Source organism: Bradyrhizobium sp. AUGA SZCCT0182, from assembly GCF_018130185.1.
GTDB lineage: Bacteria > Pseudomonadota > Alphaproteobacteria > Rhizobiales > Xanthobacteraceae > Bradyrhizobium.
On record NZ_JAFCLY010000010.1, the window covers coordinates 82,640 to 109,105 of the forward strand.

Annotated in this window: 24 protein-coding genes; 4 read left to right on the forward strand and 20 right to left on the reverse strand. The window is 64.3% G+C overall.

All coding sequences use genetic code 11. The features are described 5' to 3' along the window. Positions 1-13: 13 nt before the first annotated feature. Genes JQ611_RS13545 through JQ611_RS13560 form a run of 4 tightly spaced genes read right to left on the reverse strand, consistent with a single transcriptional unit; the run spans position 14 to position 4,986 of the window. Entirely contained in the window at positions 14-976 is a 963-nt protein-coding gene (locus JQ611_RS13545) for a tripartite tricarboxylate transporter substrate binding protein (protein WP_212465715.1), read from the reverse strand. Between the two features lie 23 nt (positions 977-999). Further along, a complete protein-coding gene (locus JQ611_RS13550; protein WP_212263521.1) occupies positions 1,000-2,223 on the reverse strand; it encodes a CaiB/BaiF CoA-transferase family protein in 1,224 nt (407 codons plus the stop codon). A gap of 34 nt (positions 2,224-2,257) precedes the next feature. Next, entirely contained in the window at positions 2,258-3,397 is a 1,140-nt protein-coding gene (locus JQ611_RS13555; RefSeq protein ID WP_212465716.1) for a MaoC family dehydratase N-terminal domain-containing protein, read from the reverse strand. Positions 3,398-3,426: 29 nt separating this feature from the next. Then, the gene (locus tag JQ611_RS13560; protein ID WP_212465717.1) at positions 3,427-4,986 is read right to left on the reverse strand and encodes an acyl-CoA synthetase; all 1,560 of its coding nucleotides are present in this window, start codon (positions 4,984-4,986) and stop codon (positions 3,427-3,429) included. Between the two features lie 111 nt (positions 4,987-5,097). Between JQ611_RS13560 and JQ611_RS13565 the strand changes: the two genes are divergently transcribed. Beyond that, the gene (locus JQ611_RS13565) at positions 5,098-5,874 is read left to right on the forward strand and encodes an IclR family transcriptional regulator (RefSeq protein WP_212263433.1); all 777 of its coding nucleotides are present in this window, start codon (positions 5,098-5,100) and stop codon (positions 5,872-5,874) included. Here the strand turns inward: JQ611_RS13565 and JQ611_RS13570 are convergent. The 3 genes from JQ611_RS13570 to JQ611_RS13580 all read right to left on the reverse strand — a co-directional run bounded on the left by JQ611_RS13570 (position 5,871) and on the right by JQ611_RS13580 (position 8,479). Next, positions 5,871-7,100, reverse strand: coding sequence for an adenylate/guanylate cyclase domain-containing protein (locus JQ611_RS13570; RefSeq protein ID WP_212465718.1), 1,230 nt, complete (start codon positions 7,098-7,100; stop codon positions 5,871-5,873). The genes JQ611_RS13565 and JQ611_RS13570 overlap by 4 nt on opposite strands. A 65-nt stretch (positions 7,101-7,165) precedes the next feature. Further along, a complete protein-coding gene (locus JQ611_RS13575) occupies positions 7,166-7,831 on the reverse strand; it encodes a DUF3313 domain-containing protein (RefSeq protein WP_212263431.1) in 666 nt (221 codons plus the stop codon). A 75-nt stretch (positions 7,832-7,906) separates the two neighbouring features. Further along, positions 7,907-8,479, reverse strand: a complete 573-nt coding sequence (locus tag JQ611_RS13580; protein WP_212465719.1) for a DUF2147 domain-containing protein — start codon at positions 8,477-8,479, stop codon at positions 7,907-7,909. A gap of 207 nt (positions 8,480-8,686) precedes the next feature. Here JQ611_RS13580 and JQ611_RS13585 point away from each other — a divergent pair, with 207 nt between their 5' ends. Continuing rightward, positions 8,687-9,346, forward strand: a complete 660-nt coding sequence (locus JQ611_RS13585) for a TetR/AcrR family transcriptional regulator (RefSeq protein ID WP_212390502.1) — start codon at positions 8,687-8,689, stop codon at positions 9,344-9,346. A gap of 118 nt (positions 9,347-9,464) precedes the next feature. On the opposite strand, the gene JQ611_RS13590 is transcribed toward JQ611_RS13585, so the two are convergent. The 9 genes from JQ611_RS13590 to JQ611_RS13630 form a co-directional block, all read right to left on the reverse strand. Continuing rightward, the gene (locus JQ611_RS13590; protein ID WP_212465720.1) at positions 9,465-10,022 is read right to left on the reverse strand and encodes a DinB family protein; all 558 of its coding nucleotides are present in this window, start codon (positions 10,020-10,022) and stop codon (positions 9,465-9,467) included. Between the two features lie 23 nt (positions 10,023-10,045). After that, positions 10,046-11,011, reverse strand: a complete 966-nt coding sequence (locus JQ611_RS13595) for a VOC family protein (RefSeq protein WP_212263519.1) — start codon at positions 11,009-11,011, stop codon at positions 10,046-10,048. Positions 11,012-11,139: 128 nt separating this feature from the next. Further along, a complete protein-coding gene (locus JQ611_RS13600) occupies positions 11,140-12,399 on the reverse strand; it encodes a serine hydrolase (protein WP_212465721.1) in 1,260 nt (419 codons plus the stop codon). A 112-nt stretch (positions 12,400-12,511) separates the two neighbouring features. After that, the gene (locus JQ611_RS13605; protein ID WP_212390506.1) at positions 12,512-14,041 is read right to left on the reverse strand and encodes an ABC transporter substrate-binding protein; all 1,530 of its coding nucleotides are present in this window, start codon (positions 14,039-14,041) and stop codon (positions 12,512-12,514) included. 46 nt (positions 14,042-14,087) lie between these two features. Continuing rightward, positions 14,088-15,038, reverse strand: coding sequence for an ABC transporter ATP-binding protein (locus JQ611_RS13610; protein WP_212032730.1), 951 nt, complete (start codon positions 15,036-15,038; stop codon positions 14,088-14,090). Further along, positions 15,035-16,015 carry an ABC transporter ATP-binding protein gene (locus JQ611_RS13615; RefSeq protein ID WP_212263426.1) on the reverse strand — a complete coding sequence of 327 codons (981 nt, stop codon included), beginning with the start codon at positions 16,013-16,015 and terminating at the stop codon, positions 15,035-15,037. The genes JQ611_RS13610 and JQ611_RS13615 overlap by 4 nt, the downstream gene beginning before the upstream one ends. Then, the gene (locus JQ611_RS13620) at positions 16,012-16,878 is read right to left on the reverse strand and encodes an ABC transporter permease (protein ID WP_212263425.1); all 867 of its coding nucleotides are present in this window, start codon (positions 16,876-16,878) and stop codon (positions 16,012-16,014) included. The genes JQ611_RS13615 and JQ611_RS13620 overlap by 4 nt, the downstream gene beginning before the upstream one ends. After that, the gene (locus JQ611_RS13625; protein WP_212263424.1) at positions 16,875-17,792 is read right to left on the reverse strand and encodes an ABC transporter permease; all 918 of its coding nucleotides are present in this window, start codon (positions 17,790-17,792) and stop codon (positions 16,875-16,877) included. Before JQ611_RS13625 ends, JQ611_RS13620 begins: the two co-directional genes overlap by 4 nt. 243 nt (positions 17,793-18,035) lie before the next feature. After that, entirely contained in the window at positions 18,036-18,920 is an 885-nt protein-coding gene (locus tag JQ611_RS13630) for a dihydrodipicolinate synthase family protein (protein ID WP_212465722.1), read from the reverse strand. 150 nt (positions 18,921-19,070) lie between these two features. Between JQ611_RS13630 and JQ611_RS13635 the strand changes: the two genes are divergently transcribed. Together JQ611_RS13635 and JQ611_RS13640 are read left to right on the forward strand one after the other, a co-directional pair. Continuing rightward, complete coding sequence (locus tag JQ611_RS13635) at positions 19,071-20,483, forward strand: FAD-binding oxidoreductase (protein WP_212263518.1); 1,413 nt, start codon at positions 19,071-19,073, stop codon at positions 20,481-20,483. A gap of 23 nt (positions 20,484-20,506) precedes the next feature. Further along, on the forward strand, positions 20,507-21,172 hold the full coding sequence (locus JQ611_RS13640; protein WP_212465723.1) for a GntR family transcriptional regulator: 666 nt from the start codon (positions 20,507-20,509) through the stop codon (positions 21,170-21,172). A gap of 20 nt (positions 21,173-21,192) precedes the next feature. On the opposite strand, the gene JQ611_RS13645 is transcribed toward JQ611_RS13640, so the two are convergent. The 4 genes from JQ611_RS13645 to JQ611_RS13660 all read right to left on the reverse strand — a co-directional run bounded on the left by JQ611_RS13645 (position 21,193) and on the right by JQ611_RS13660 (position 26,438). After that, the gene (locus JQ611_RS13645) at positions 21,193-22,605 is read right to left on the reverse strand and encodes an amidase (protein ID WP_212465724.1); all 1,413 of its coding nucleotides are present in this window, start codon (positions 22,603-22,605) and stop codon (positions 21,193-21,195) included. 3 nt (positions 22,606-22,608) lie between these two features. Further along, the gene (locus tag JQ611_RS13650) at positions 22,609-24,951 is read right to left on the reverse strand and encodes a molybdopterin guanine dinucleotide-containing S/N-oxide reductase (protein ID WP_212465725.1); all 2,343 of its coding nucleotides are present in this window, start codon (positions 24,949-24,951) and stop codon (positions 22,609-22,611) included. 204 nt (positions 24,952-25,155) lie between these two features. Continuing rightward, entirely contained in the window at positions 25,156-26,031 is an 876-nt protein-coding gene (locus JQ611_RS13655) for an amidohydrolase (protein WP_212465726.1), read from the reverse strand. Positions 26,032-26,054: 23 nt separating this feature from the next. After that, positions 26,055-26,438, reverse strand: coding sequence for a RidA family protein (locus JQ611_RS13660; protein WP_212465727.1), 384 nt, complete (start codon positions 26,436-26,438; stop codon positions 26,055-26,057). Between the last annotated feature and the right edge of the window lie 28 nt (positions 26,439-26,466).

Here is a 26,466-nt window from a genome sequence, read left to right on the forward strand (position 1 = left end):
TCCGGCTGTTCGCTCAGCCGCCCTGCAGACCTGTTTCCTTGATCAGCGGACCCCATTTGAGCCGCTCCCGCTTTTCGAACTGGGTCAGCTCGGCGGGCGTTCCGCCGCCGGGATCAAATCCGAGTTCCAGCAGGCGCTTCTTCGTTTCCGGCTCGGCAAGTGCCTTCGCCAGCTCCTTGTTCAGGAGATCGACGATCGGCTGCGGCGTGTCGCGCGGCGCGTAGAACGCGTTCCAGGCGGTCACCTCGAAATCGGCCACGCCCTGCTCGGCGATGGATTTTACACCCGGCATCAGCTCGGTCGATTTCAGCGAGCTGATCCCGAGCGCCTTCAGCTTGCCGCCGGCGACATGGCCGCGCAGTGCCGTCACCGTGTCGATGATCAGCGGCACCTGGCCGCCGAGGACGTCGGTTGTAGCCGTCGCCGATCCCTTGTAGGGCACGGAAAACAACGACGCACCGCTCCGCCCTTTGAGGAACTCGAAGACGATGCGGGCCGTCGTGCTCGGCAGCGCGATGTCGACCTTGTCGGGCGTCGCCTTGGCCGCGGCAACCAGGTCGGCCAGCGAATTTCCTGAAAACGACGGATTGGCCGCGAGCACCATGGGCAGCTTGCCCACCAGGATGATCGGCGCAAAATCCTTGGCCGGATCGAATCCCGGCGATGCGTACATGAACTCGTTCATGCTCTGGGTGGCATTGGTGCCCATCATCAGCGTGTATCCGTCAGCGTCCGAACGCGCGGCCTGCTCGGCGCCGATGTTGCCGCCGGCGCCGGGCTTGTTCTCGACATAGAACCGCTGGCCCATCGTCCGCGACAATTGCTCGGCGAAGTATCGCGCCACCACGTCGGTGCCCTGGCCTGCCTGGTACGGCACGATGATCCGCACCGGCCTCGACGGATAGGTCTGCGCAACCGCCGCGCAACTCCATAGCAAAGCCAGCAATCCTGCGGCCCATTTTGCAAATCTCGGCATGACGGTTTCCTCTCCTGATGATTTTATTTTTTGTTGTCGGTCTTCTTATCGTTGGGTGAGACGATGCCGGTCTCGATCAAACCGGCGATGGCCGTTTGATCGAAGCCGGCCTCGCCCAGGATTTCGCGGACATGTTCACCGAAGCGCGGTGGCCGCCGTCCCGCGCCGCCGGGCGTCTGCGCAAGTTTTATGGGAATGCCGGGCGCGCGGTGGCCTTCGCTTTCGATCAGCATGTCGCGGTGCGCCACATGCGGCTGCGCGAACGCCTGCGCCACATTGTTCACGGGCCCTGCCGGCACGCCCGCGCGCATCAAATCGCGGCAGAGATCGTCGGACTTGAAGCCGGCCAGCGTGCGCTCGAGTTCGGCGCGAAGGGATCCGACGTGCTTGAGCCGGTCGGCGTTGGTCCGGAAACGCGGATCGTCGAGAAGGTCTTCGCGCGCCACCTTCTGGCAGAAACGGCGGAACTGGCCGTCGTTGAGGATCCCAAGGAAAATCTCGCCGTCGCTGGCGGCGAATTTGTCGTAAGGCGCGATATTGGGATGGGCGCTGCCGAGCCGGCCGGGGACGACGTCCGAGCAGAGCCAGTTGGCTGCGTGCGGAACCAGCAGATTGAGCGCGGTGTCGAACAGCGTTACCTCGACGCGCTGGCCCATTCCGGTGCGCTCGCGCGCCGCCAGCGCCAACAGCACGCCGGTGAGCGCATTGTATCCGGTGACGTAATCGACAATGGGAACGCCGACGCGGGTGGCGCCGGATTGCTGTGTGCCGTTGATGCTCATCAGCCCGCACATCGCCTGCAGTACGGCGTCGTAACCGGGCAGCCCGCCGAGCGGCCCATCGGCCCCGAAGCCGGAGATGGCGCAGTACACCAGCCGCGGAAAGCGCGTGGACAAAACATCAAAGCCGATACCCCAGCGCTCCATGGTGCCGGGCAGGAAATTCTCCACCAGCACGTCCGCATCTCTGAGCAGGGCTTCGAGCACGGCGCGCCCTTCCTCGCGCGAAAGGTCGAGCGCCATGCCGCGCTTGCCGCGGTTGACGGCGCTGAAATACGCCGCCTGCCCGGCCGCATCGAACGGCGGCCCGAGACCACGGGTCTCGTCACCCGCCGGCGGCTCGATCTTGACGACGTCGGCGCCATGATCGGCCAGCATCTGCGTGCACAATGGCCCGGCGAGCACGCGCGACAGATCGACGACCTTGAGGCCGGTCATCGCTCCGCGCGTGAGCTCGTTTGCGGGCATGGTCAATGGACCGTTCGGTTGTCAGGACGCGTGATCAGGTGCGGCTTGGCAGTTCCACGATGCCGGTTCCGAGGACCGATACTTCATTGTCCTGGTTGTGGGCTTCCTGCTCGATCTCGACGAGGTGACGTCCGCCCTCGACGAATTTGCGCTTCACCTTGCCCCTGATGAACAGCAAATCGCCTTCGGGATTGTGCCGTCGGATCTTGCAGGTCGCACGGCGCAGGAAGCCGTCGTCGCCCATCCAGTTGGTGAGGTGATGGGTCAGCCAGGAGCAGCGTTCCGGACCATAGTCGTAGGCGCCGGGCGCACCGACCTCGAGCGCGAACTCCTCTTCCCAATGCACGCGCTCGGGACAGTCAGGAATATTGAAGCGGTTGGGAATACCGAGACCGCGGTGGGCGTCCTGCAGTTTCCAGGCGAGCTTGTTGGCGCGGATGTAAAGGCCGCCCCAACCCTGCGCATAGGCGATGAAGCCGGTGACCGTCATCGGTCCCTTGAACATCACGGGCAGCGCCTCACCCTCGGTGACGTCCTGCCAGTAGCGCTTGCGCGAACCCTGAATCCGCTCCTCGGCATAGAGCTTGTAGGCCTCGGCCAGTTCCTGCTCGCTGTAACGGCGCGGCGCGCGGGCCTTGACCTCCTTGTACTTGGTGCCCTGCTCGCGCGCGTGGTCGCGCTCGGTGCGGAAGCACCAGCTATCCGCCTCGGCGACGAGGTCGCCCTGCTGGTTGAAGAAATCGACATGATAGGTCTGCTGGATTGCGCGGCCGGCAAAGCGCGTCTGGTGCTCGACGAGGTCCTTCAGCTTGGCCTCGGTCGAAATCACGTCGTTGCGACGGACAGGCTTGTGCCAGGTCCAGTCGGCGCCCGACCACATCGCGTGGACACCGGGCAAACCGCCGACATAACCTGACACGATGCGGCTGGTCGAGAACAGGAAGCTCGGCAGCGCGATGATGCCGCCATGGTTGGTCTTGGCGGCGTAATCAGGGTCGCACCACAGCGGATTGTCATCGCCGATGCCATGCGCGTAGTGACGGATGTTGTCGCGCGTCGCCTCGTAGCACCATGGCTCGGCGGTGACGCCGATCGAGACGCCGATGCGCTTGCGCAGATCGTCGAGGCCGTCCTCGGTGATCTTCGGAAATCTGGTTTCAACGGTATCGAGCATGTGACGTTCCTTCCTTCAGGCTCTTGCCTCTATCTGGCTTCTGATTTCGTGATGGCCTGCTCGCGGTCGCGCAGCACCTTGCGGTTGACCTTGCCGGCCGGTGTCTTGGGCAGTTCGGTGACGAAACTGACGACGCGCGGATATTCGTGATGGCTGAGGCGCTGGCGCACGACGTCCTGGATCTCGTGCTGGAACGCCTCATCGCCAGCCCGGTCGGTGACGACGAAGGCTTTCACGACTTGCCCGCGCAGCGGATCGGCGACGCCGATCGCGGCCGCCTCACGCACTTGCGGATGCTTGAGGATCGCATCCTCGATTTCGACGGCGCTCATGGTCCAGCCGGCGGAGATGATCACATCGTCGGCGCGGCCGCCGTGATAGAAGTAACCGTCCTCGTCGATGCGGCCGAGATCCTTGGTCGCGATCCACTGTCCGTGGCGCCAGACCTTCAGTTCGCCGGCGACGCCGGGCGGGCATTGCCGGCCCTCGGCATCGTGGACCTCGACGCGCCCGCCGGGAATCGGTTTACCCAATGAACCGGGCTTGACGACGAAATCGCCGGCGCCGGGATAGCTCACCAGGATCACGCCGATCTCGGTGGTGCCGTACATGCTGCAGGCCGGCCGGCCAAAAATGTCCTCGACGAACGAAGCGGTCTCGCTGTCGATCGGCTCGCCGGTGAAGGACAGTTTCTCGATGGCGTAGCGATAATTCGGCGCCGCGCCGGAATTCCGCATCATGCGATAATGCGTGGCGGCCGCCGAGATGTTGGTGAACTGGTGCTGCTGCAGCGCCGCCAGCAGCCGCTCCGGATTGAACTTGCCGGCATAGGCGCCAATGGTGATGCCGAGCGCCAGCGGCGCCAGCGTGCCGTGCCAGAGACCATGGCCCCATGCCGGCGACGACGGGCAGATGAAACGATCGCCAGGACGAAGGCCGGTGCCGTACAGCGCCGCCACCATCAGCGTCACGATCGCACGATGGGTGTGCTTGACCGCCTCGGGAAGCTCGCGCGTCGTCCCCGACGTATATTGGAACAGCGCCAGCGCGTCGGCCGCCGTGTTGGGCGTAAAGTGCGGTGAGAAGCGCTCAAGTCCTTTCAGGAACGCATCGTCGGCGACCACGATTTTCGCTTCCATGCCGTCCAGGCTTGGCGCCTTTTCGGCGTTCGTCACAATCAGTTGCGGCGTGCAATCGTTGACGCGCAGCTTGACGCCATCGGGTCCGAACAGCGTGAACAAGGGCACGGCGACGGCGCCCGCCTTCATCGTGCCGAACACCGCCACATAGAACGCCCGCGACGGCTCCAGCATGATCGCCACGCGATCGCCGGGCTTGACGCCCTCGTCTTCCAGATAATGGGCGAAGCGAGACGAGGCTTCCGAGATCTCGCGAAAGCACAACAGTTCATCCGGCCCGTCGGCGTGAACGACAATGACAGCCGGATTGGAGCGCCCGGCATGCCGGTCGATGCATTCATGGGCGATGTTCAGGCGTTCGCGATTGCCCGCGAATAGTTCCCAGAGTCTGGCGGACGAAAATTCCGCCTGCGCATCCGCGTAGCTCGTGAAGTAGGTCAGCTTGGTCATGGCGGCAAAATACCGAAGTCGAACTAATTGTCAAATAGCGTTTATGATTGTATATATACAATCAATCTCGCCTCGTTGTTGCGCCGCAATCATTGTTGTACAGAGACAATCATGCCGAATCCCAAATCGCCGCGGGTCCGCGCGGTACCTGCCGTCACCCGCGCCATCGCCATTCTGCGGCTGCTAAGCCGCAGCCGTTCGCCGCAAAGCCTCAAGGCGATTGCGGAGAGTCTCGAACTGGTGCCCAGCACCGCGCTGCACATCGCGCGCGCGCTCGTTGCCGAAGACCTGCTGCAGGTCGATCCCTTGACCAAGCGCTACAGGCTCGGTGTCGGCATGCTGCCGCTGGCGCGCGCCGTGCTCGAGAACAGCGACTTTCCGAACCTGGTGCGGCCGAAGCTGGATGATCTCTCACACCGCTACGGCGTCATGGCGATCGGCGTCGAAGTGCCCGACCTCGACAACATGATCGTGATCGCCCTTGCCCGCAGCCAGGCGCCGGTGCGCCTGCATGTCGATGTCGGAAGCCGGTTTCCCGCGCTGATCAGCGCCACGGGGCGATGCGTCGCCGCGTTTTGCGGGCAACCGCAGAAGGAGATCGAGAAGCGATTTCGCCTGCTGCGCTGGCACAATGCGCCGAGCTACGATTCCTGGCGCAAGGAAGTCGAACAGGTGCGCCGCCAGGGTTTCAGCATCGATCGCGGCAATTACATCGACGGCGTCACCATCGTGGCGGTGCCGGTTCTGAACAGCCAGGGCACGATCTCGCACACGATCGCCGCCGTCGGCCTCGGCAGCCAGCTCGATCGTGCACGCTCGCTGGCGCTGGCGAACGACATGGGCATCGCCGCGCGCGAGGTCGCCGCACAGCTGCCGCCGCAGTTTTAGCGACAGTTTACGGAATCATCTGCAGGCGCCCAGATCTGCTGCCTGCGCTCAAGTCCGCGCAGGGCAAACGTGCCGACCAGCTGCAGCGGACGCGCACAACGTTCTGCGAACGTATCGGAGACCAGCACAGGGCGGCCTGCGTCGTCGCACAGTTCCTCGATCCGGCTGGCTTCGTTCACCGCGCGGCCGATCACCGTGAAGTCGAGCCGCCGGCTGGTCCCGACATTGCCGTAGACGACCTGACCGAAATGCAAGGCCAGATGGACCTCCAATTGCGGCAGTCCCGCCTGGCGACGTCGCTCATTCAAGGCACGGTTGGATGCCAGCGCCCAGTCCGCGGCATCCAGCGCAACGCCACAGGTCGCGCACGGCTGATTCTTCGGATCCGACACCGGAAAGATCGCCAGGAAGCCGTCTCCCATGAATTTCAGGATTTCGCCGCCGCAGCGCGTGACGGGCTCGCCAATGGCATCGAAGTGCTCGTCCAGCCAACCGACGACCTTCACAGGATCGTCCTGGTCCGTGAGGGTCGTGAAGCCACGGAAATCGGCCAGCAGGATCGCGGCGGCAACCGTCTTGCCTTCACCGCGGCGAATATTGCCTTCGAGCACCCGCGTGCTCGTCTCCGAGCCGAGATAGGTCGCGAGCGCTTCCTGCAATGTCCGCGAGAGGCTGAGTTTGCAGATGGCAAGCCCGAGCGCGGGAAGCACTTCGTCCAGCACAGCCATGTCGTCGTCGCTGAAACCGGACGGCGCGTCGGTCGCGAACGAAATGGCGACGCCTTTCAGCGCGGTTCCCGGCGCGAACCAGATCAGATGCAGGACATAATCGGTGCCGCCTTCCGCGCGCAGGTCGATGAGTTCGGGAACAGCGCTTGCGGCATTCAGATCATCCCCAAGACGCCATCGGGCGAAGGTCCGGCCGTCGGCCAGCAACGCGTGGAGCGGACTACGTTCGAACGCGTCGAAATCCTCGGCGCCATAGCTTGCGGAGGCCAGCGATGCGCCGCGGTCGCTGTGCCAGTCGAAGCTGAACCCGCGCACGGACGGATCGAGCGCGTTGGTCACCACGCTCATGCGCCAGAGCGGCAGCGCCTGATCGCGCAAGGCCTTGCAGAAACCATCGAGCAAAGCGACGCCGTCATCAAGTACCGTCGCTTGTTCGGTGATCCAGCGAACGATTTGCCGGGTGCACGGCTTCTTGCGGCTATGACTTCCAACGATCATCTGAGGATCTGTGAACCGTCGGGACTGCGTGGCGAATGAAGGAAGCCCGCCGATACGATGTGTCATCATTGCAATTGCGCCATCAGTGCTTCGGCGCCCTTGTCGATCCCGGCCTCTGCCGCCGTCAGCCGTCCCACGCTGGCCTTGACGTCATACGGGCTCGGATATTGCTTGGTGACGAAGGCGCTGAGCAGCCGTGACGTTCCCGCGTCGAAGATTTCGACGGCATAGACGACCGAGCCTGTCAGCGATCCCTCCCCGTCACGCGCGGTCTGCACGCCGTTATAGACCAGGCCGGCAACATCGAACCGCGACAGCGTGCCGAGCACCGGCGTGTTGGCGACGGCCCCCGTCAGCGTCAACCGCACGCGCAACGTGTTTGGCGCACGCTGACTTGTAAGCGTGAAGCGGCCGCCCAGCTCTTTCGCGAACCGCGTCCGCATATAGTTCGCGAGCGTGGTCTTGTCGGTTCCGGACAGCTCGCCGAATTGCTGGTCCGGACCCCGGTAGATCACGACCGGATCGAGAATCACCTTGTTGTAGGGGCGCCAGTCCACGTCGGTCGAGTAGCGATACGGAATTCGCCCGGACGGATCGGATGGATTTGGCGCAAGATAGGACGATGAAGCCATTTCCGAATAAGGGATCGGTGTCACGCTGGCGCATCCGCTCAAGGCAGCAGCAAGGGCCAGGGCCGCCAGACGGCGGTCCGCTCGCGAGAGGGCAGACATTTCAAACTCCAGTTTGGATATGTTGGGTAAGCGTCAGCGAAGCAGATCGAAACGGCGCGAATTGAATCGCCGGTTCTATTTTGCGGCTCTTGCCATTGTCGGTGGATTCGCCTGCGCCCACTCCCTGTCCGCCCTGGGTCCGGTGGGATCGCCGGTCATACCGACCAACTGGCCGGGCAAGGCATTCGTGGTCTGGGTCCAGGTCTGGGTGGCGCACAGAATCGACAGCATGCAGCCGGTGACGTTGAGGTCCCTGGCGCCGCGCGATAGCGAGATTTCGTAGCTCTTGCCGTTCTCGGCATTGTATATCTGACCGTTGAAACGTCCTTCAACGACGGGCTTCAGACCCAGGATCAGCTGGTGACCGAGAAGCGGCCGCGACCGCTTCGCGGGGTCCGGATTGTTCTGATCCTTCAGCGGCTGCCCGTTCGCGTCCACCGGCTCCTTCATCCAGACGATAAAGCCGCAAACCTGTTCCAGCCTGGCACCGCAGCGCTCGATGCGAACGCGCGCGCGGCCATCTTGCGTAAGCCAGGTGCCGCTTGGATCGGCCGCTCCGGCGGCGTTGCCGGGCCCCGCGATCAGTATCTGAAATAGTGCGAGCGCGGTGCGCAGTATCGTCCGGGAAATCAACGTCAGCAGCTTCATTTCCAGTTCCTTTCGGGGCGCGGGCGCAGGTTTCCGCTCGCCCCGAACGGCTGCCGCCGCCCGAAACGTCCTGCGCAATTAATCAAACGATACCGTACTATTATACACTTCCGTAGCCGGACGCAAGCCGGTATGAGAAGTATCTGACGATGCGACCGCGCAGCCGGACAGGCCGCGCGGGCAAATGCCCCGGAGAGAACCAGCTAGATGAATGTCACCAAGGCAAAGCCGGCCAAGACCGTGCGACGACACAGCGGACGGCCGACCAAGGAGCAGGCCGGACAGATCACCGGGCACCTTGTCGACGTGGCGACACGGCTGTTTTTGGAATCGAGTTTTGAGGCGGTCAGCATCGATCTCATCGCGGCGACGGCGCGGGTCTCGAAGCAGACCTTCTACGCCCGCTTCGCTTCCAAGGAAGAGCTGTTTGCGGCTGTCATCCACAAAGGGGTGAACGATCTCCTGGCGCCCGAAGTCACTGAATCCAACCGCGACGCGCCGATCGAAGCAACCCTGGTCCGGATCGGCATCGAGCTTTCAAAGCGTGCGCTGGCGCCGGCGGCGATCGCGCTGGACCGGCTCATCACCTCAGAAGCGCATCAGTTTCCGGAGTTGGCCCTCGCCTGCCACGAGAACGCCAATCACGCGCGGGAGCTGATTGCCGACATTTTCTCCAACGCCATGCGCGACGGCCAGATCCGATCAACGACGGATGCGCGTTTCGCCGCCGAGCAATTCCTCTACGCGGTGGTCGATGGCCCCGCCCGCACCGCGATCCTCAGCGGCAAGACCGTCAGGTCGGAAAAGGACCTGCGTGAGCGCGTCACGGCCGCGGTCCAATTGTTTCTGGATGGATGTCGCGACTAGAGCCTGTTCCGTTCCGATTGGATCGGAACGGGGCTCTAGATTCTTTATTTGACGCGTTTTCTTGACGCGAACCGGTGTCCACTTCGCTGGAAAATGCTCTAGACGGCGCGGCCGTAACTCAGCGGCGCCAGACCTGATCCTCGCTCCAGCCGAGCTCCGCGAACTCGCCTGCGCGCAGCGGCGCCTCTTCCGCGGCAAAGAACTCGTCGAGCTGCGGCGGACGGACACCGGTTGCGCTCAACATCGCATGCGCCTGGCCGCGATGATGGATCTGGTGCTGGAACAGATGCAGCAGCAGCCGGTCCATTCGCTCATGCTGAATGCGACTGCCGCGGTGAACGTTGACGATGCGATCGAGATCTTCAGCGCCGAGGCGCTCGACGAAGGTGATCAACCGGCGGTCCATCTCGCCTTGCGCGTCGCGGAGAATGCTGACGGTTTCGCACGGCTCCTCGTTGGCCCAGGCCGCCGGCCCAAGAGTGCCACCTTCCAGAGCATCGATGTAAAAGCGGTCGATGATCAGGATGTGATTGAGGGTGGCGCGCAGGCTCGGAAAGAAGCCGGTGCGCGGCGCGGTGAAATCCGCCTGCGAGAGCGCTGCACAGGCGGTCAGCAGGCGATGATTGGCCCAGCCATTGTTGTAGGCCATGGTACGAAAAGGAAGCACGGCATCCATCGCATCTGCTCCCGCCTGATGGCTCAGACCTTGACGAGGCGCACGCGCGTGCCCCAGGGGTCGGCGGCCTCGAGGCCACCGGCAACAGATGCGACCTGGACGCCGGCCTGACGCAGGCGTTCTTCCTTTGCCGTGAACAGATCCGCCTTCTCGATCTCCAGCGAAAACCAGGCGAGGCCGGTGGCCGCGTCGTCACGGCGGCCGGCGCCGGCACTTTGCCAGACGTTGAGACCGAGATGGTGATGGTAGCGCCCCGAGGACAGGAACGCGGCGCCGCTGCGCGCCCGCGTCGGATCGAAGCCGAGCGTGCCGCGGTAGAAGCCGTCGGCCTTGGCGAGATCGCCGACGCGCAGATGCATGTGGCCGATGCGCAAGCCGTCCGGCGCCTTTGCATAATCGCTGACGTTGGTATTGGTGAGCGAGACGAGGTTGTCGATATCGAGCTGGTCGGTTCCCATCGTCACGGTGCCCTCGCTCCATTGCCAGAGCGAGGGATCGCGATCGGCATAGACCTCGATGCCATTGCCCTCGGGGTCGTCGAGATAGACGGATTCGCTGACGCGGTGATCGGCAAAGCCCGACAGCGGCACGCGGTGGATCGCCGCATTGACCAGCCAGCGCGCGAGATCCTTGCGCGTCGGCATCAGGAAGGCGGTGTGATAGAGCCCGGCTGCGTTGCGGGCTTCGTTCGCGGCATCCGGGCGAGCCTCGAGCGCCAGCAATTTCACCCCGCCGGCGCCGAGCACCGCGCCGGTGGCCGAGCGTTCCATCACGGCAAGCCCGAGCACGTCGCGGTAATAGTCCGCCACCACATCGAGCTTGCGGACCCGGATCGTCACCATGCCGATCCGCATCGGCGTGCGGTTGGCGAAAGTCGGCCCACCGCCGCTACCACCCTGCTCGGCGCGCGCCGCGGCCGCGGCGGCCGCCGCGAGTGAGGAGGCGCCGGCGAGATGCAGCAAGGTGCGGCGGGTCATATCGAGGTTCATGGTGAGCGTGTTACCTGTTTTCGGATGGGAATGACGGCGGTCTATCATATTTTCGATCCACGAACTGCCCGCCATAGGCGCGTTTCGATCACATCTACGTCGGCGGAATGGCAGTCACCCGGAGGTGACTAGGCTGCCCCCAGCGCGCGATAAATCCCGCGCTCGAACTGCCGGTAGGCCACCAGCGCCTGTTTGTCGACGAAGGGCAGGATCTGCATCATGATCACGCCCGCAATGCGTTTCTTCGGATCGATCCAGTAATAGGTATTGAACAGGCCGGCCCAGGTGAGACTGCCGGCCGCGCGGCCCTCGCGGACCGGATCGACATTGATCATATGGCCGAGCCCCCAGCGCAGATGGACCCCCGGGAAAAAATCCACGTCATTTGAAAGCGCGGGATTGGCCGTCTTCAGAATTCCTGCTTCGATACTGCCGATCTGGTTGGTCGACATCATTGCGACGGTATCCGGCCGCAACAGGCTTGTGCCGCGAAAACGTCCGCCGTTCAGCAACGCCTGCAGCAGGACAAGATAGTCCGGCGCGGTCGAATAGATGCCGCCGCCGCCGGAAAAGGCTGCTGTCGGGGCCAGCTTCTCGAACGGTTTCGGGACGAGCTTTCCGCCTGCGTCGCGCACATGCAGGCTGGCCTGACGGGCACGCTGCTGCTCGGTGATGACAAAGCCGGTGTCGTTCATGCCGAGCGGGCCGGTGATGTGTTCACTGAAATAGCGATCGATGCTTTGCCCGCTGGCGATCTCAACCAGCTGGCTGACATTGTCGATACTGCCGCCATAGGCCCATCGTGCGCCCGGCTCGAACATCAGCGGCCGGCGCGGCAGGGCCGGATCGGCCCGCGCCGCTTTCTGGTAGCGAACCACATTCGGATCCCACAGCGGGTAGCTGAAGCCGGATGTGTGCGTCAGCAGGTTGCGCAGCGTGATCGGCTTGTGCGCCGGTCGCAGCTGCGGAACGCCTTTGGCATCGAATCCCTCAAGGACCTGGGGCGCGGCAAGCGTCGGATCGATATTGGCTGATGGCTCATCCAGTTTCAGTTTGCCGCGCTCGACCAGCTGCAACGCGGCCACCGACGTCAGCAGCTTGACCATCGAGGCAATACGAAAAACCGTATCTGGTGACATTGGCATTGCGGCCGCGACATTGCGCGCGCCGAACGCGCCCTGATAGACGACCGAGCTTTCGTTCGCGGCCATCGCGACCACGCCGGGGATTTCCCTCGCCGCGACCTTCGCCTGCAACGCGGCGTCGATCGCCTCGCCGGAAACCGGCTTGCGGACAGGTGCGGCAAAGCCGGCACCAGGAACCAGGCTTGCTGCCGCAAGCCCTGCGCTCCGCAACAACGCATCACGCCGACTGAGCAGGCCCGCCATTCGTAGTCCCGAATCCCGCGCCGAGATTCGGGCATTCTAGACGCTTCGAAACCGATGACGCCAGTGGGCTAAACCGGCGCGGCGATGCCGCGCCGGCGCCGGCCACCTCTTACTATTTCCATTTCGCCAGATAGAAGCGCGGCAGCTCGTCCGAATAGGGGGTGAAGTCGAGCTGCTTGGAATAGCCGTAGGTCGTCACATAGGTGTGCAGCGGCGCGAAATAGGCCTGCTGGGTGATGCGCTGGATCACGGCCGAGTAGGCCTTGTTGCGCACTTCAGCGTCATTGGTCGATCCGCCCTCGATCAGCCATTTCTGCACGTCCGGATCGCGCGCATAATCGTCGGCGCCGCCGTCAAAGAAGTTCGGCAGGAAGGCCGAGACGTCATTGATCGAATAACTGCCCCAGGTGCCGAGATAGGCGCGCAGTTCCCCTGCCTTCGCGCGCTGTATCAGCGCGCCGACCTGGAGCTGGTTGAGCTTGGCGCGGATGCCGACCGCCATCAGATAGTTCTGAATCGCCGAGCCCCATTGCGGCAATATATAGCTGGCCAGATCGACTTCGAAGCCATCCGGATAGCCGGCTTCCGCGAGAAGCTGCTTCGCCTTGGCGGGATTGTAGTCGTAAAGCGTCGCGGCCTCGCCGTTGCAGCCGAATTGAGTCGGGAAGCAGGGAGCCCCCGGAACGCGGCTTCCGCCGGTGACGAGCTTGTCGGCAATCGTCTGCCGGTCGATCGCGTGCCAGATCGCCTGGCGCACCTTGAGCTTGGTCAAAGGATTGTCGGCGCCGGTGCGGCCGGCGGCGTCAAGCGAGAGATAGCCTACCCGCATTGACTCCTTGCGCACGGCCGCCAGATTCGGGAACTTGTTGACGCTATCGAACTGGTCGGGGTTCAGATTCCAGATCCAGTCCGCACGACCGGAGAGCAGTTCGGTCATTTCGGTGGCGGCATCCGGCACGAAGCGCACGCTCATCTTCTTGATCGCGGCTTTACCCTTGGGGCTGCCGGCCCAATAATCCTCGAAGCGTTCGAAGTCGATGGAGACGCCCGACTCGACCTTGGTCATCTTGTAGGGGCCGGCGCCGACCGGCGCCTTGGCATAGGCTTCCGCACCGACCTTCTCGCGATAGGCCTTGGGGTAGATCGGGACAACCATCGCGAAATAATCCAGCGCCGCCGGCGTCGGCCGCTTGAGTTTGACGCGAACCGACATGTCGCCGGTCTTCTCTGCCTTGTCGATCCAGTTGTAGTTCGCCGGGGTCGACACCTTGCTCGCGGGATCGGATATGAGATTGAGCGTGTAGACGACGTCATCGGCGGTGAACGCGCTGCCGTCGTGGAATTTGACGCCGGGCCTGAGCGTAAACTCGATCGTGGTCGTATCCGGCAGCTTCCACTCGGTGGCGAGCAGCGGCTCGACCTTGAAGGATTCGGGGTTGCGGTAGACCAACCCGTCCCAACCCTGGTGGTGCATCACCACGCCAGTGCGCTCGTTGTTATAGTAGGGGTCGATGTTCGACAACGCGGCGCGCATCGTGATCCGCAACGTGTCGGCGGACTTCTGCGCCAGCGCCGGGGAAGCACCGGCACCGACCAGTGCCGCCGCGAGGATCGCCGCACCAAATCTCAATTGCACGCCCATGCCGTCCTCCTTTGGTTCCGATCGCAAGACCGATTTCAAGCACACACTATGCCAGATGGCACTCTACCATTCCCTGGGGGGCGCGGACCATGGGCGTTGGTGCCACACGGCGGCAGCGTTCGACGGCGATGCCGCAGCGCGGGTTGAACCGGCAGCCCGGCGGAATATTGGCCGGATCCGGCATGGCGTCGCCGAGGCCGATATCGGGCACGCCGCGGCCCGGCTCCGGCGTCAGCACGCTTTGCAGCAACGCCTGCGTGTAGGGATGACCGGGCGCACGAAACAACGCGTCGGTTTCGTTGCGCTCGACGAAACGACCGAGATACATCACCGCGACCTCGCTCGCGACATGCTCCACGACAGCCAGATTGTGGCTGATGAATAGATAGGTCAGTCCGAGATCGCGGCGCAGATCGGCGAGCAGGTTGAGGATTTGCGCCTGCACGGAAACGTCGAGTGCGCTGGTCGGCTCGTCGCAGATCACGATCCGCGGCTCGAGCACCAGCGCACGGGCAATCGCCGCCCGCTGGCGTTGTCCGCCGGAGAGTTGCGAGGGCATGCGCTCGCCCATCGCCGCCGAAAGCCCGACGCGTTCGAGAATTTGAGCGACCCGGCGCTCGATTTCCGCGCGTGAGAAGGTACCCTGGGCGGTCAATGGCAGCGCGACGATGTCCTTGATGCGGTGCCGCGGATTGAGCGAGGCGAACGGATCCTGGAACACCGGCTGGATCAATCGCGCCCGCGCCTTGCGGTCGAGATCGAACAGGCGCTTGCCGTCGACCAGCACGGTCCCCGCGGTCGGCTTCAGCAGCCCGAGGATCAGCCGCGCGAGGGTGGATTTCCCGCAGCCGGATTCGCCGACAATGCCGAGCACGCTGCCCGCCGGCACGCTGAAGGTAACGTCGTCGACCGCGATCACGCGTTTTTCCGCCGCGAACCAGCCGGCGTTGACCCGGAACTCGCACCGCAGATTCTGGACTTCGATCGCGACGCTCATGCGGGCTGCGGCTCCGAGAATTCCGGTGCGAGCCGGCAAAGATAGTCGTGCGCGCTACCTGCCTGGCGGCGCGGGATTTCGCGTTCGCAGCTGGCGTCGGCGTGGGAACAGCGCGAGCGGAACGCGCAGCCCGCAAAGCCGGGTCCAATCGCCGGCACCACGCCCGGGATCGAGCCGAGCGGCCGGTCGCGCTGCACCCGGCCCGGCACCGGCACGCAGGACAGCAGTCCGCGCGTATAGGGGTGTTGGGGGCTGCGGAACAATTCCGCGGTCGGCGCGCGCTCGACCACCTCGCCCGCATACATCACCGACACCCGGTCGGCGACGCGGGCGACGATGCCGAGGTCATGGGTGATCAAGAGGATCGCAAGGCCGAGTTCGCGCTTCAAGGTCGCCAGCAGCCGCAGGATCTGCGCCTGCACGGTAACGTCGAGCGCGGTGGTCGGCTCGTCGGCGACCAGCAGCTCGGGATCGCACATCAACGCCATCGCGATCATGACGCGCTGACGCAAGCCGCCGGAAAGCTGGTGCGGGAACTGGCCGAGCCGCATCTCCGGCGCGGTGATACCGACGCGGCCCATCAGTTCGACCGCGCGCTCGAGCGCGGCGGTGCGCGAGCCGCCCTTGTGGCGGGTCAGCACCTCAGCCATTTGCGAGCCGATCGTGAAGGCCGGGTTGAGGCTGGTCATCGGCTCCTGGAAGATCATCGAGATCCGATTGCCGCGCAGGCGTGCCATCTCGCGGTCGGACAGCGAAAGGAGGTCCGTGCCGGCAAAGCTCATGCGTTTGGCAGAGCGCCGGCCGCCGCGCGCGAGCAGGTTCATGATCGACAGCGCGGTCACCGATTTGCCGCAGCCGGATTCACCGACCAGGCAATGGGTCTCGCCCTTCTCGACCTGCAACGAGGCGCCGCGTACCGCCGCGCTGCGGCCGCCGAACGTCACTTCGAGATCCTCGATGTCAAGCAATGCGCTCATCGCGACCGCTCCGAGCCGAGCAGATTGCGCAATCCGTCGCCGACTAGGTTGATGCCGAGCACCAGGATGAACAGCGCGACGCCGGGCACCATGATCACCCAGGGTGAGAAGAACATGTAATCCTTGCCCTCGGCGATCATCAGACCCCAGGACGGCAGCGGCGGCGGCACGCCGAGGCCGAGGAACGACAGCGCCGCCTCGAGCAGGATCGCGAGCGCCATCTCCAATGTTGCCACCACGGCAAGATGGCTCGCGATGTTCGGCAATATCTCCTTGACCAGCAGATGCAACGTCGAGGCGCCGGCGCAGCGGGCGGCGTTGACGTAATCGAGGCCGCGAATCTGCATCGTGGTCGCGCGCGCCACGACCGCAAAACGGTCCCACAACAGAAGCCCGAGCGTTGCGACGACGAGGCCTAGCCCCGACCCCATCAGCCCGACCACCGCCAGCGCGACCAGCACCACCGGGATCGACAGCCGCGTGGTGATGGCGAACAGCACGGCGTCGTCGACGCGGCCGCCGAAGAAGCCGCCGAGCACGCCGAGCGTGATGCCGATCAGTCCCGACGTGATCACGGTCATGATGCCGATCAACAGCGAAATGCGCGCGCCGTACACCAGCCGCGCCAGATAGTCGCGGCCGAGCTGATCGGTGCCGAGCAGATGCCCGGCCTGAGTGCCCTCCATCCAGAACGGCGGCTTGAGGCGGTTGCCGAGGTCCTGAGTGAAGGCATCATGCGGCACCAGCTGATTGCCTGTTATCGCGGCCACCGCGATGATGCCGACGATGACGATCCCGACCGTGAAGCCGGCCACGCCGACCCGCGACGTCAGCGGCGCATGGATTGCAATCGGTTCGCTCATCCGGTCCGGAGCCTCGGATCAAGCAGCGCATTGAGGATGTCGGAAAGCAGCGTGAGCCCGATATAGATCGCGGCCAGCACCAGCACCACCGCCTGTACGACCGGAAAATCATTCTTCGCGATGCTCTCCCAGCCAAGATAGCCGACGCCATGCAGCGCAAACACCGTTTCGATAACGATCGAGCCGCCGAGCATGAAGCCGAGCTGGACGGCGGCGATCGACACGACAGGGATCGCGGCATTGCGAAGCGCGTGCTTGAAGATGATGCGCGCGCGCGACAGGCCCTTGGCGCGTGCGGTGCGGATGTAGTCGGACGCCATCGCCTCGATCATGCCGGATCGCGTGAGCCGCGTCAGCGCCGGGATTGCCGTAAAAGCGAGCACGATGCCCGGCATCACGAAGTGCTGCCAGGTTCCGGTGCCTGAAATCGGCAGGATGCCGAGATTGAGACCGAGCACGATCATCAGGATCAGGGCGAGCCAGAAGCTCGGGATCGCCTGCCCCACCATCGTGAACATGGTGACACCGCGGTCGAGCCAGGTGTTCTCGCGGACCGCCGCAAGGATGCCGAGCGGGATCGAGATGATCAGGGCCAGGCTCAGGCCCACGAGGCCGAGCGTAAGCGTGATGGGCAGGCGTCGTGCGATCAGGTTGGAAACGCTGTCCTTGAAGAAATAGCTCTGGCCGAAATCGCCGACCATGGCGCGGCCGACCCAGCTGAAGAACTGGACGTAGAGCGGACGATCGAGGCCGTAGGCCTTGCGAATGATTTCGACGTCGGCCTGCGTCGCGGAAGGCCCGGCGATTGAAATGGCAAGGTCGCCCGACAGCCGCGTCAGCATGAATGCAAGCGTCATCACCGTGAGCGCGACCAGAAGGCCGAGACCGAGACGCCGGGCAATCAGAAGCAGCATCGAGAAGTCCAATACCGAAACGCAACGAGAGTGTTCAGGTCGGTGTCCCCTACCCGAAGCGACCGCACGGTGTCATCAAACAGACCCTCCATGCAAGAGCACGACTTGCCACATGCAAGAGCCGCGCCGCGGCAACGAGCAAGAGCCGCGCCGCGCCGCGCGCAGGTTTCAGGGTGCGGCCTTGCCCGATGCAGCTTCAAGCGTCGCGTACGGCCACGCGAACTTCGGCTTGATTTGAGACCTTCAGGCGACTTCCGGGCTCATCAACGTCTCCAGCTTCGCCTTCAAGGCCGCGCCGTTGGCGCACTGGCGCAGCGGTGGACGCACCCGCAGCCAGCCGGCGTCGCCGCTCTGCGCGGCGATAATTGCCTTCAACGTCGAGGGGAACGACGGCCCGCTGGCGACGACGTCGATGGCGGCCTGCATGCGCGCTTCCGCGCCGGTCCCGTTGATCATGACCTGAACCAGGCCAGGCACGACATTGCCCATTCCGCAGATCGTGCCGGCGCCGCCGGCTGCGATGGCGCGGGCGATATCGGTTTCGTTGCCGACCGTAATCGCAAGCTCGGGCGCGGCGGCACGAAACGCCTGGAATTGCCTGAAGTCGCCGCTTGAGTCCTTGAGACCTGCGACGACAACGCCGTAGCGCTTGCGCAAACTGGCCGCCACCGCGACCGGCACGGCGACGCCGGACACCTGCGGGATATGATAGAGCGTGGCGCGAAGGCGGTCGTCAGCCACGGCATCGAAAATCGCGGCGAACGCATCCTCGATTCCCTCAGGCGTGACGTCACGGTCGAAATAGGGCGGCAGGATCAGCACATGGTTCAATCCCAGGCTCAGTGCCGAACGCGCCAGTGCAATGCTGTCGGTGATGGCGGGAAAGCCGCCGCCAAGCCCGATGCGCGACGACGCCACGCCGGCCTTGAGCAACGCCTCGACGGTCGCGATCCGCTCGGCCATACCGAATGAGGTGCCCTCGCCGGTGGTGCCGAACAGCACGACGCCGTCGACGCCCGTTTTGAAGAGGTTGAGGGCGTGCCCCGCGAGCTTCGCGTGATCCACGGTCCCACTGGTCGTCAGCGGTGTGGGCGCAGCCGCCCAAAACCCGCGAATTGCTGCTGTCATGACCTCTCCCATTGCATCTGGACGCCCCAAGCGGCATCCGCGTGCTTGACTTCTGCTGTACCTTACATACAAGGACACCTCAACTCGGTATTGAGCAGGCCGCGCTGCCAAAAACGCATGGACGCGCGACGGACCAACAAAGGCTCCGCCATGGATGCGATGACGCGACCCGAACGACCGCTGGAGCTGCTCAGCGCCTTGCAGCTCAAACTCGGCGCAAAGGCGGTGCTGACCGGCGACGATATTCCCGCCCGCAATTGCAACGACTGGAGCGCGAGCCTGCCCCAAACACCGATCGCGGTGGTTCGGCCGCTGGACGCAGCCGGCGTATCGGAGGCGATCGCGACATGCCGCAAGGCGCAGCTGCCGTTCGTGCCGCAAGGCGGATTGACCGGCCTGTGCGGCGGTGCTTCTCCGGAACCGGGCTGGGTCGCCATTTCGCTGGAGCGAATGGTCGGCATTGAAGAGATCGATCGCGCCAGCTCGACCATGACGGTCAAGGCCGGCACGCCGCTGGAGACGATCCAGAAGGCAGCGGATGAAGCCGGCTTCTTCTTTCCGCTCGATCTGGGATCGCGCGGCTCCTGCGCGATCGGCGGCAATCTTTCCACCAATGCCGGCGGCAATCGCGTCATTCGTTACGGCATGACGCGCGAGCTGGTGCTTGGCCTCGAAGTAGTGCTGCCGGACGGCACCATCGTCACCAATCTCAACAAGCTCCTGAAGAACAATGCCGGCTACGATCTGAAGCATCTGTTCATCGGCTCGGAAGGCACGCTCGGCATCATCACGCGCGTCGTATTGCGGCTGTTTCCGAAACCGCGCTCGACTATGGCGGCACTCTGCGCAGTGGCGGACTATCCTGCGGTGCTTGATCTGCTCGACGCGGCGCGTGGCGGGCTCGGTCCGCTGCTGTCGGCGTTCGAAGTGATGTGGCCGGACTATTGGGAGGTGATTACGGCGCGGGCCGGCGTGCGCGCGCCGGTCGGCACCGGTCATGGTCTCTATGTGCTGGTGGAGGCGCAAGGCACCAATGAGAGCGTTGATGCGCCGCAGTTCGAAGCCTGGCTCGAAGGCCTGATGGCGCGCGGACTGCTGCTAGACGCCGCCGTCTCGCAATCGGTGGCGCAGACCAAGGCGTTCTGGGCGGTGCGCGACATCTGTTCGGAATTCGGCCAGGTGCTCGGCCCGCACATTTCCTACGATATCGGGCTTGCGGTGGCGCGCATGGATGAGTTCGTCAGCCGCTGCAAGTCAGCGCTGGCCACCGGCATCGCCGGATGCGAGAGCGTCTATTACGGCCATATCGGCGACGGCAATTTGCATCTGGTGTCCTGGGTCGCGGGCCTGCCGGTCGAGCGCCAGCCAAAGGAAGAAATGGACGCGATCATCTACGGCCTGGTGCGCGACCTGGGCGGCAGCGTCTCCGCCGAACACGGCATCGGAACGATGAAGAAAAAATGGCTCGGCCATGCGCGCAGCGAAGCGGAGATCGCGCTGATGCGCACGCTGAAAGCGGCGCTCGATCCCGATCATTTGCTCAATCCCGGAAAGGTGATCTGATCGAGGCGGAGGCAAGAGGGCCCATGAAATCGCTCAAGCTCGATGCACCGAAGTCGCTGTCGCAGCGGGTCATGCTGCGGCTGCGTCAGGCCATCATCGATGGCGAGTTCGGACTGGGTGCTGTCATTTCCGAAGAGATGATCGCGCAATCGTTCGGCGTCAGCCGAACGCCGGTGCGCGAAGCGATGGGTCTGTTGCAATCGCAGGGGCTCGTGGTGATCCGGCCGCAGGTCGGCAGCTTTGTCTTTACCCCGAGCGCTGCCGACATCTCGGCACTTTGCGCGTTCAGGATCATCATCGAGCCCAAAGCCGCCGAGCTCGCCTATCGTCATGACCGCGCCGGCGCGGTCGCGGCGATGCGGTCCGCGATCTCTGACATGGAGCAGGCGCTGGCGGCCAAGGACAACGTCGCCTATGGGCGAGCGGATACAGCAATGCATGAGGCCTTCTTCGCGCATTGCGGCAATCGCTATCTTGTCGAGTCCTATCAATTGGTATCGGGACGCGTGGCCGCGCTGCGCACCAATTTGAGCGCACCGGTCGACGTCCAGACACCGGCCTCGTTCGACGAGCACCGCAAGCTGCTCCATTTGTTCGAGCGCGGCGAACTCGCGGCTTTCGAGACGCTGATGACGTCGCACATCGCCAATTCAGGGCTGACCTACGCGCGGGCGCTGGAAGTTGCGTAGGCGTCCAGCCGCTGCATTGCTCAAGCAATCGGCGGACGCGCGGAGGCCCATGGACGTACGGCCTCGAACGCGGCGGACATTTGCAGCACGCCGAGATCGTCGCAGCGCCGGCCGACGATCTGCAGCCCGACCGGCAGGCCCGCACTGGTGAACCCGCAGGGAAGCGACGCAGCCGGATTCTGCGCCAGGTTGAACGGATAGGAAAACTCCGCCCACGACATCCAGTCCCACGGATGCTGCGGCCAATGGTCGGGCTGGAGCTGCGTGGCGGGGAATGCCGCAACCGACACCGCCGGTGTCAGGAGGAAATCCCAATCCTCGAAGAAATGGTGGATCTCCGCGCAATAGGCGAGTTTTGCGACCTTCATTTTCAGATAGTCTGACAGTGTGATGTGCAGTCCGGCCTCAAAGCATGCGACGAAGCCCGGATCCAGCCGGTCGCGGAATTCGGCGACGCGATCCGCGTAACGGCTGTAATGCGCCGGCCAGAAGAAGCGCGCCAGTTCCGGGCCCTTCGGTCCCCATGGCGTCTTGACCTGTTCGACGCGCCAGCCGAGCTCGGTTTCGAACGCCTCTGCGGCCTTGCGCACCAATGCCGCCACATCAGGATCGACGCGGGCATGGCCGAGATCCGGACTGAATGCGATGCGCGGCGCGCGTGGCCTGCCCGCGAGCTGTGCGGGATAGTCGGCCGGCGGCCCTTCAAGGCTCGACTGATCGTCGGGATGGCGGCCGGCCATCACTTTCAGCATCAGCGCGGCGTCCGCGACCGTGCGCGTCAAAGGACCGAGATGCACGGTGTTGTCGCTCGGTGTCATCGGCGATTGCGGCACGCGGCCGTAGGTCGGCTTGATTCCGTAGACGCCGCAGAAATGCGCGGGCATGCGGATCGAGCCCGCGCCGTCACTGCCTTGATGGAGCGGGCCATAACCAGCGGCGGCGCCTACGCCCGCGCCCGAAGAAGACGCGCCGGCGTTCAAGCCGAGCTTCCAGGGATTATGCGTGACGCCGGTCAGCGGACTGTGGCTGACGCCCTTCCAGCCGAACTCGGGCGTGGTGGTCTTGCCGAGAATGATGGCGCCCGCGTCGCGAAGCCGCGCGACCGCGACGTTATCTGCGGGCGCGACCTCGCCGCGAAACAAATAGGTCCCGCGTTCGAACGGCATGCCGCGCACCGGTTCGAGATCCTTGATGGTCACGGGAACGCCGTGCAGAGGACCCATAGAGGCTCCCTTGGCAAGGGCGGTGTCGGCAGTTTTCGCGGCGGCCATCGCCTCTTCCGCCGCCAGATGGGCAAAGCCGTTCAGTTTGGGCTCAAGGGCTGTGATGCGCTCCAGCACCGTCGATGTGACTTCGACGGAGGATAGTTCTTTGGTGCGGATCGCGCCTGCCAGCTCCGTTGCCGGCGTGAAGCAGAGATCGACCTTGTCCATCGCTCAGCTTCCGCGTTTCGCGGTCACGGGCGGATCGTAGGCCTGGATCGGCGGCAGATTGCCGGTGAAGCGTTCCACCTCGGCGGTCGTCAGTTGCCCGGTGCAGCCCTGCGCCAGAGAGGACGTGCCGACGTCCCGCGTCAGCACGTTCGGGTTGCCGTGCACGCAAAGCGAGGCCTCTTCCTGGGGATCGGCGGGATCATACCAGGCGCCGGTGGCAAGCTGGATGACGCCCTGCCGGATGCCGTCGGTGACGCGCACGCCCGCAAGGCATGCACCACGCTCGTTGAACAATCGAATGATATCACCGTCGGAGATCCCGCGCGCGGCGGCGTCGACCGGATTCATGCAGGCGACCTCGCGTCCGCGATGCTTCGACGCTGCGCTGTGGCCACCGAAGTCGAGCTGGCTGTGCAGCCGCGTGGCCGGCTGGTTGGCGACCAGGATCAGCGGCGCTGTAGGCGCCGGCACCTGCACCCGCTCGAGCCAGGCCGGATGACCCGGACAGTCCGTCTCGCCAAAGCCGGCGATGGTCTCCGAGAAAATCTCGAGCTTGCCGCTGGGTGTCGGCAGCTTCGCTCCATCAGGATCTTCGCGGAAACGGCGCAGCTGCCCGCCATCGTCGGGATGTTGCGGCATGATCAGGCCATCGCTCTTCCAGAACTCGTCGAAGCTGGGCGCCGGCAAATTGCGCTCCGCCAGCCCCTGCCGTGTCGGCTCGTACAGATGCTCCAGCCATTGGCGGACGTTACGGCCTTCGGTGAAGGCTTCGCGCTTGCCGAGGCGTTCGGCGAGATCGGAGAAGATGGCGTAATCGTCCCGCGCTTCGCCAAAAGGCGGCGCAATCTGCTGCATCGGCACCAGCAAGGGATCGTTGGCGTTGGCGCCGATATCCTCGCGCTCCAGCGTCATGGTCGCGGGAAGCACGAAATCGGCATGCCTCGCCGTCGCGGTCCAGCCCAATTCATGCACCACCAGCGTATCGACCTGCGCGAAAGCCTTGCGCAGGCGGTTGATGTCCTGATGATGATGGAACGGATTGCCGCCGGCCCAGTAGACCAGCTTGATGTCGGGATAGGTTTTGGTCTTGCCGTTGTAGCGGTAGGTGCCGCCGGGATTGAGCAGCATGTCGGCGATGCGGGCGACCGGAATGAATTCGGTGACGCCGTTACGGGCTTGCGACAAGGTCGGCGTCGGCACGGAATTGTAGCGCCGTCCGTAATAGGCGATGGCCCCGAGTGCATAGGCATAGCCGCCGCCCGGCAGACCGATCTGCCCCAGCGCTGCGGCAAGCACCGCGCCCATCCAGACCGGTTGCTCGCCATGTTCGGCCCGTTGCAGCGAGTGCGAGACCACGATCAGCGCGCGGCGGCCGTGGAGCTGTCGGGCGAGCGCCACGATGGTGTCGGCCGCAACGCCTGATATCGCGGCGGCCCATGCCGCGTCCTTGGGCTGGCCGTCCGTCTCGCCCAGGACGTAACGCTCGAACACCGGCCAGCCAACCGTGAAGCGATCGAGGAAAGCGCGATCGTGCAGTCCCTCGACGACCAGCGTATGCACCAGCGCCAGCATCAAGGCGACATCGGTGCCCGGGATGTTGCTGATCCACTGCGAGCGGGCCTCGTCCGGCAAATCGCCGCGCAGCGGGCTCACATGGCCGAACTGGCAGCCGCGCGCGGCGGCGCGCGCCATGGCGCCACGCTCGACATGCTTGCTGGTGCCGCCGCCGGCCACCATGCTGTTCTTCAGCGCCATGCCGCCGAAGGCGAGCACGACATCGCTATGCTCGGCAATCTGTTCCCAGGAGACGTTGCGCTTGGTCAAATCCTCGTAGTCGCCGATGATGTGAGGCACCACGACAGTGGCGGCGCCGGAACTGTATGAATTGACCGACTTGACGTAGCCGCCCATCGCGACGTTCAGGAAGCGATGGACCTGGCTTTGCGCATGGTGAAAGCGGCCCGCGCTCGACCAGCCGTAGGATCCACCGAACACCGCGCCCGGGCCATAATTATCCCGCACGCGGGCGAGTTCCGCGCCGAGCAGGTCCAGCGCGTCCTTCCACGACATCGGGACAAATTCATCACGCCCGCGGCGCGCGTCCGGCCCGCGCTTTCCTTCGAGCCAGCCGCGGCGCACCATCGGCTGCGCGACCCGCGCGCGATGACGCAAGGCGCCGGGAAAATTGTCGATGATCTGGTTCGGATCGGGATCGTCAGGATGCGGCCGAACCTCGAGTTCATCACCCCGCCAGCGCGCCGAAAACACGCCCCAATGCGACGAATGCGGCCGGAAAGATGCGTCGGCCGGGGAAGCGGGAGGGGTTTTCTCGGTCACATCGGTCATTCGAAATCTCTCATCGCCATTTGGTGCATGCCAGCACAAATCTGCCGCCGACAGTGTAGACCCATCGGGCGCTGAGAGTATTGCGAAATTAGGGAGAGAGGCCTGCTTGACCCGCGCCCCGGGCGAACTTCGCCGCGCGCGAGTTGCATCGATTCGGTTTACAGCTGACGCCTGTGGGGGTTCATTGGAGCTTCCCCGCGCCCATCAATCCGGAAAGCCAAATAGCCTGGCTGGATTGGTCACCAGAATTTTCTCAAGCTCCGCTTCATCGGGCGCATAGCGATAGAGCAGCTCCAGCAGATCCGCATCGTTGGGCGGCTGGACCACCGAAACCGGATGCGGCCAGTCGCTGGCCCAGACACAGCGGTCGGGCGCCGCCTCGATATAGGCGCGGGCGATCGGAATGACGTCGTCCCACGGCGGGCCGGCCTTCGAGGTCTTCTCGCCGAGCGACAGCATCACCCAGAAATTGCCCTTTGAGAGCAGGTCGAGCACCGCGCGCAAATTCGGGTCGTCCTTGCCGCGCAACGGATCGGGTCGCCCCATGTGATCGATCAGGACAGGCACGTTCAGCCCGCGGATCTTGTCGAGATTCCCGACGATGCCATCCTTCTCGGGCTGGAACTTCGCGTACCAGCCGAGCTCGCGGATGCGCGCGATGGCGCGCTCGAAATCCTTGTCGGACAGCACCGCGCCAAGCTCTTTTCGGAAACTAAAGCGTGCCCCGCCGACACCTGCGGCATCAAGCCTGGCAAGATAGGAATCATCGGCTTCTGCAAAGACGAGTGCGTTGGCGCAGGCGCGATAGTTCGGCCCCATCGCGGCCAGGCCATCCAGCACCACGGAATGATCAGCGCCATAGGTCGTGGTTTGCACAATGATGCCGCGCTCGATGCCGAGCGCCTTGTGGACGCGCAGCGCCGCCTCCCAGGTCGCGGATGGCATCTGGTAGGCCGCCCCTGCCCGGATCGGATATTTTTCCACCGGCCCCAGCACGTGAAACTGGCTGTCGATGCTCTTCGGCGGCGGCAGCCTCAAAGGACGGCGCGGGGTCGGATCGAACGGAAGGTAGCTCGGCATGGTTTGTCCTCTTCTCGATGCCTTCAATCGATCACGGCGGTGAAGTCGCACTGCACCAGCGCGCCGCCATCCATGTTCATCTGCAGCGCATGACGGGCGGGGCGCGAATGCTCGTCGGGAAACATCTTCAGCCACTCCACATTGACCGGCGCGCGCTGGGTGCGATCCTGCAGCCACACCGTCATCTTGATGATGTCGTCGGTGCTGCCGCCGCCGGCTTCCACGATGGTCTTCATGTGGGCGAACATGTTGGCGCACTGGTCCTCGATACGATCAGGCATGACGCCGGTTGCGGGATCGCGACCGAGGATGACGCCGGACATCAAGAGATTGCCGATCCGGCATGCATTCGGAATCGGGTTGGCATGCTTGAACTCGCCGATATGGATGCTCTTGCGTCGCGCCATTTGCACACCTCGTTTTGAAAAATGTTCG

Coding starts and splice junctions, on each gene's coding strand:
- JQ611_RS13545 (WP_212465715.1), bottom strand. CDS start 976: ATGCCGAGATTTGCAAAATGGGCCGCAGGATTGCTGGCTTTGCTATGG.
- JQ611_RS13550 (WP_212263521.1), bottom strand. CDS start 2,223: ATGCCCGCAAACGAGCTCACGCGCGGAGCGATGACCGGCCTCAAGGTC.
- JQ611_RS13555 (WP_212465716.1), bottom strand. CDS start 3,397: ATGCTCGATACCGTTGAAACCAGATTTCCGAAGATCACCGAGGACGGC.
- JQ611_RS13560 (WP_212465717.1), bottom strand. CDS start 4,986: ATGACCAAGCTGACCTACTTCACGAGCTACGCGGATGCGCAGGCGGAA.
- JQ611_RS13565 (WP_212263433.1), top strand. CDS start 5,098: ATGCCGAATCCCAAATCGCCGCGGGTCCGCGCGGTACCTGCCGTCACC.
- JQ611_RS13570 (WP_212465718.1), bottom strand. CDS start 7,100: ATGATCGTTGGAAGTCATAGCCGCAAGAAGCCGTGCACCCGGCAAATC.
- JQ611_RS13575 (WP_212263431.1), bottom strand. CDS start 7,831: ATGTCTGCCCTCTCGCGAGCGGACCGCCGTCTGGCGGCCCTGGCCCTT.
- JQ611_RS13580 (WP_212465719.1), bottom strand. CDS start 8,479: ATGAAGCTGCTGACGTTGATTTCCCGGACGATACTGCGCACCGCGCTC.
- JQ611_RS13585 (WP_212390502.1), top strand. CDS start 8,687: ATGAATGTCACCAAGGCAAAGCCGGCCAAGACCGTGCGACGACACAGC.
- JQ611_RS13590 (WP_212465720.1), bottom strand. CDS start 10,022: ATGGATGCCGTGCTTCCTTTTCGTACCATGGCCTACAACAATGGCTGG.
- JQ611_RS13595 (WP_212263519.1), bottom strand. CDS start 11,011: ATGAACCTCGATATGACCCGCCGCACCTTGCTGCATCTCGCCGGCGCC.
- JQ611_RS13600 (WP_212465721.1), bottom strand. CDS start 12,399: ATGGCGGGCCTGCTCAGTCGGCGTGATGCGTTGTTGCGGAGCGCAGGG.
- JQ611_RS13605 (WP_212390506.1), bottom strand. CDS start 14,041: ATGGGCGTGCAATTGAGATTTGGTGCGGCGATCCTCGCGGCGGCACTG.
- JQ611_RS13610 (WP_212032730.1), bottom strand. CDS start 15,038: ATGAGCGTCGCGATCGAAGTCCAGAATCTGCGGTGCGAGTTCCGGGTC.
- JQ611_RS13615 (WP_212263426.1), bottom strand. CDS start 16,015: ATGAGCGCATTGCTTGACATCGAGGATCTCGAAGTGACGTTCGGCGGC.
- JQ611_RS13620 (WP_212263425.1), bottom strand. CDS start 16,878: ATGAGCGAACCGATTGCAATCCATGCGCCGCTGACGTCGCGGGTCGGC.
- JQ611_RS13625 (WP_212263424.1), bottom strand. CDS start 17,792: ATGCTGCTTCTGATTGCCCGGCGTCTCGGTCTCGGCCTTCTGGTCGCG.
- JQ611_RS13630 (WP_212465722.1), bottom strand. CDS start 18,920: ATGACAGCAGCAATTCGCGGGTTTTGGGCGGCTGCGCCCACACCGCTG.
- JQ611_RS13635 (WP_212263518.1), top strand. CDS start 19,071: ATGGATGCGATGACGCGACCCGAACGACCGCTGGAGCTGCTCAGCGCC.
- JQ611_RS13640 (WP_212465723.1), top strand. CDS start 20,507: ATGAAATCGCTCAAGCTCGATGCACCGAAGTCGCTGTCGCAGCGGGTC.
- JQ611_RS13645 (WP_212465724.1), bottom strand. CDS start 22,605: ATGGACAAGGTCGATCTCTGCTTCACGCCGGCAACGGAGCTGGCAGGC.
- JQ611_RS13650 (WP_212465725.1), bottom strand. CDS start 24,951: ATGACCGATGTGACCGAGAAAACCCCTCCCGCTTCCCCGGCCGACGCA.
- JQ611_RS13655 (WP_212465726.1), bottom strand. CDS start 26,031: ATGCCGAGCTACCTTCCGTTCGATCCGACCCCGCGCCGTCCTTTGAGG.
- JQ611_RS13660 (WP_212465727.1), bottom strand. CDS start 26,438: ATGGCGCGACGCAAGAGCATCCATATCGGCGAGTTCAAGCATGCCAAC.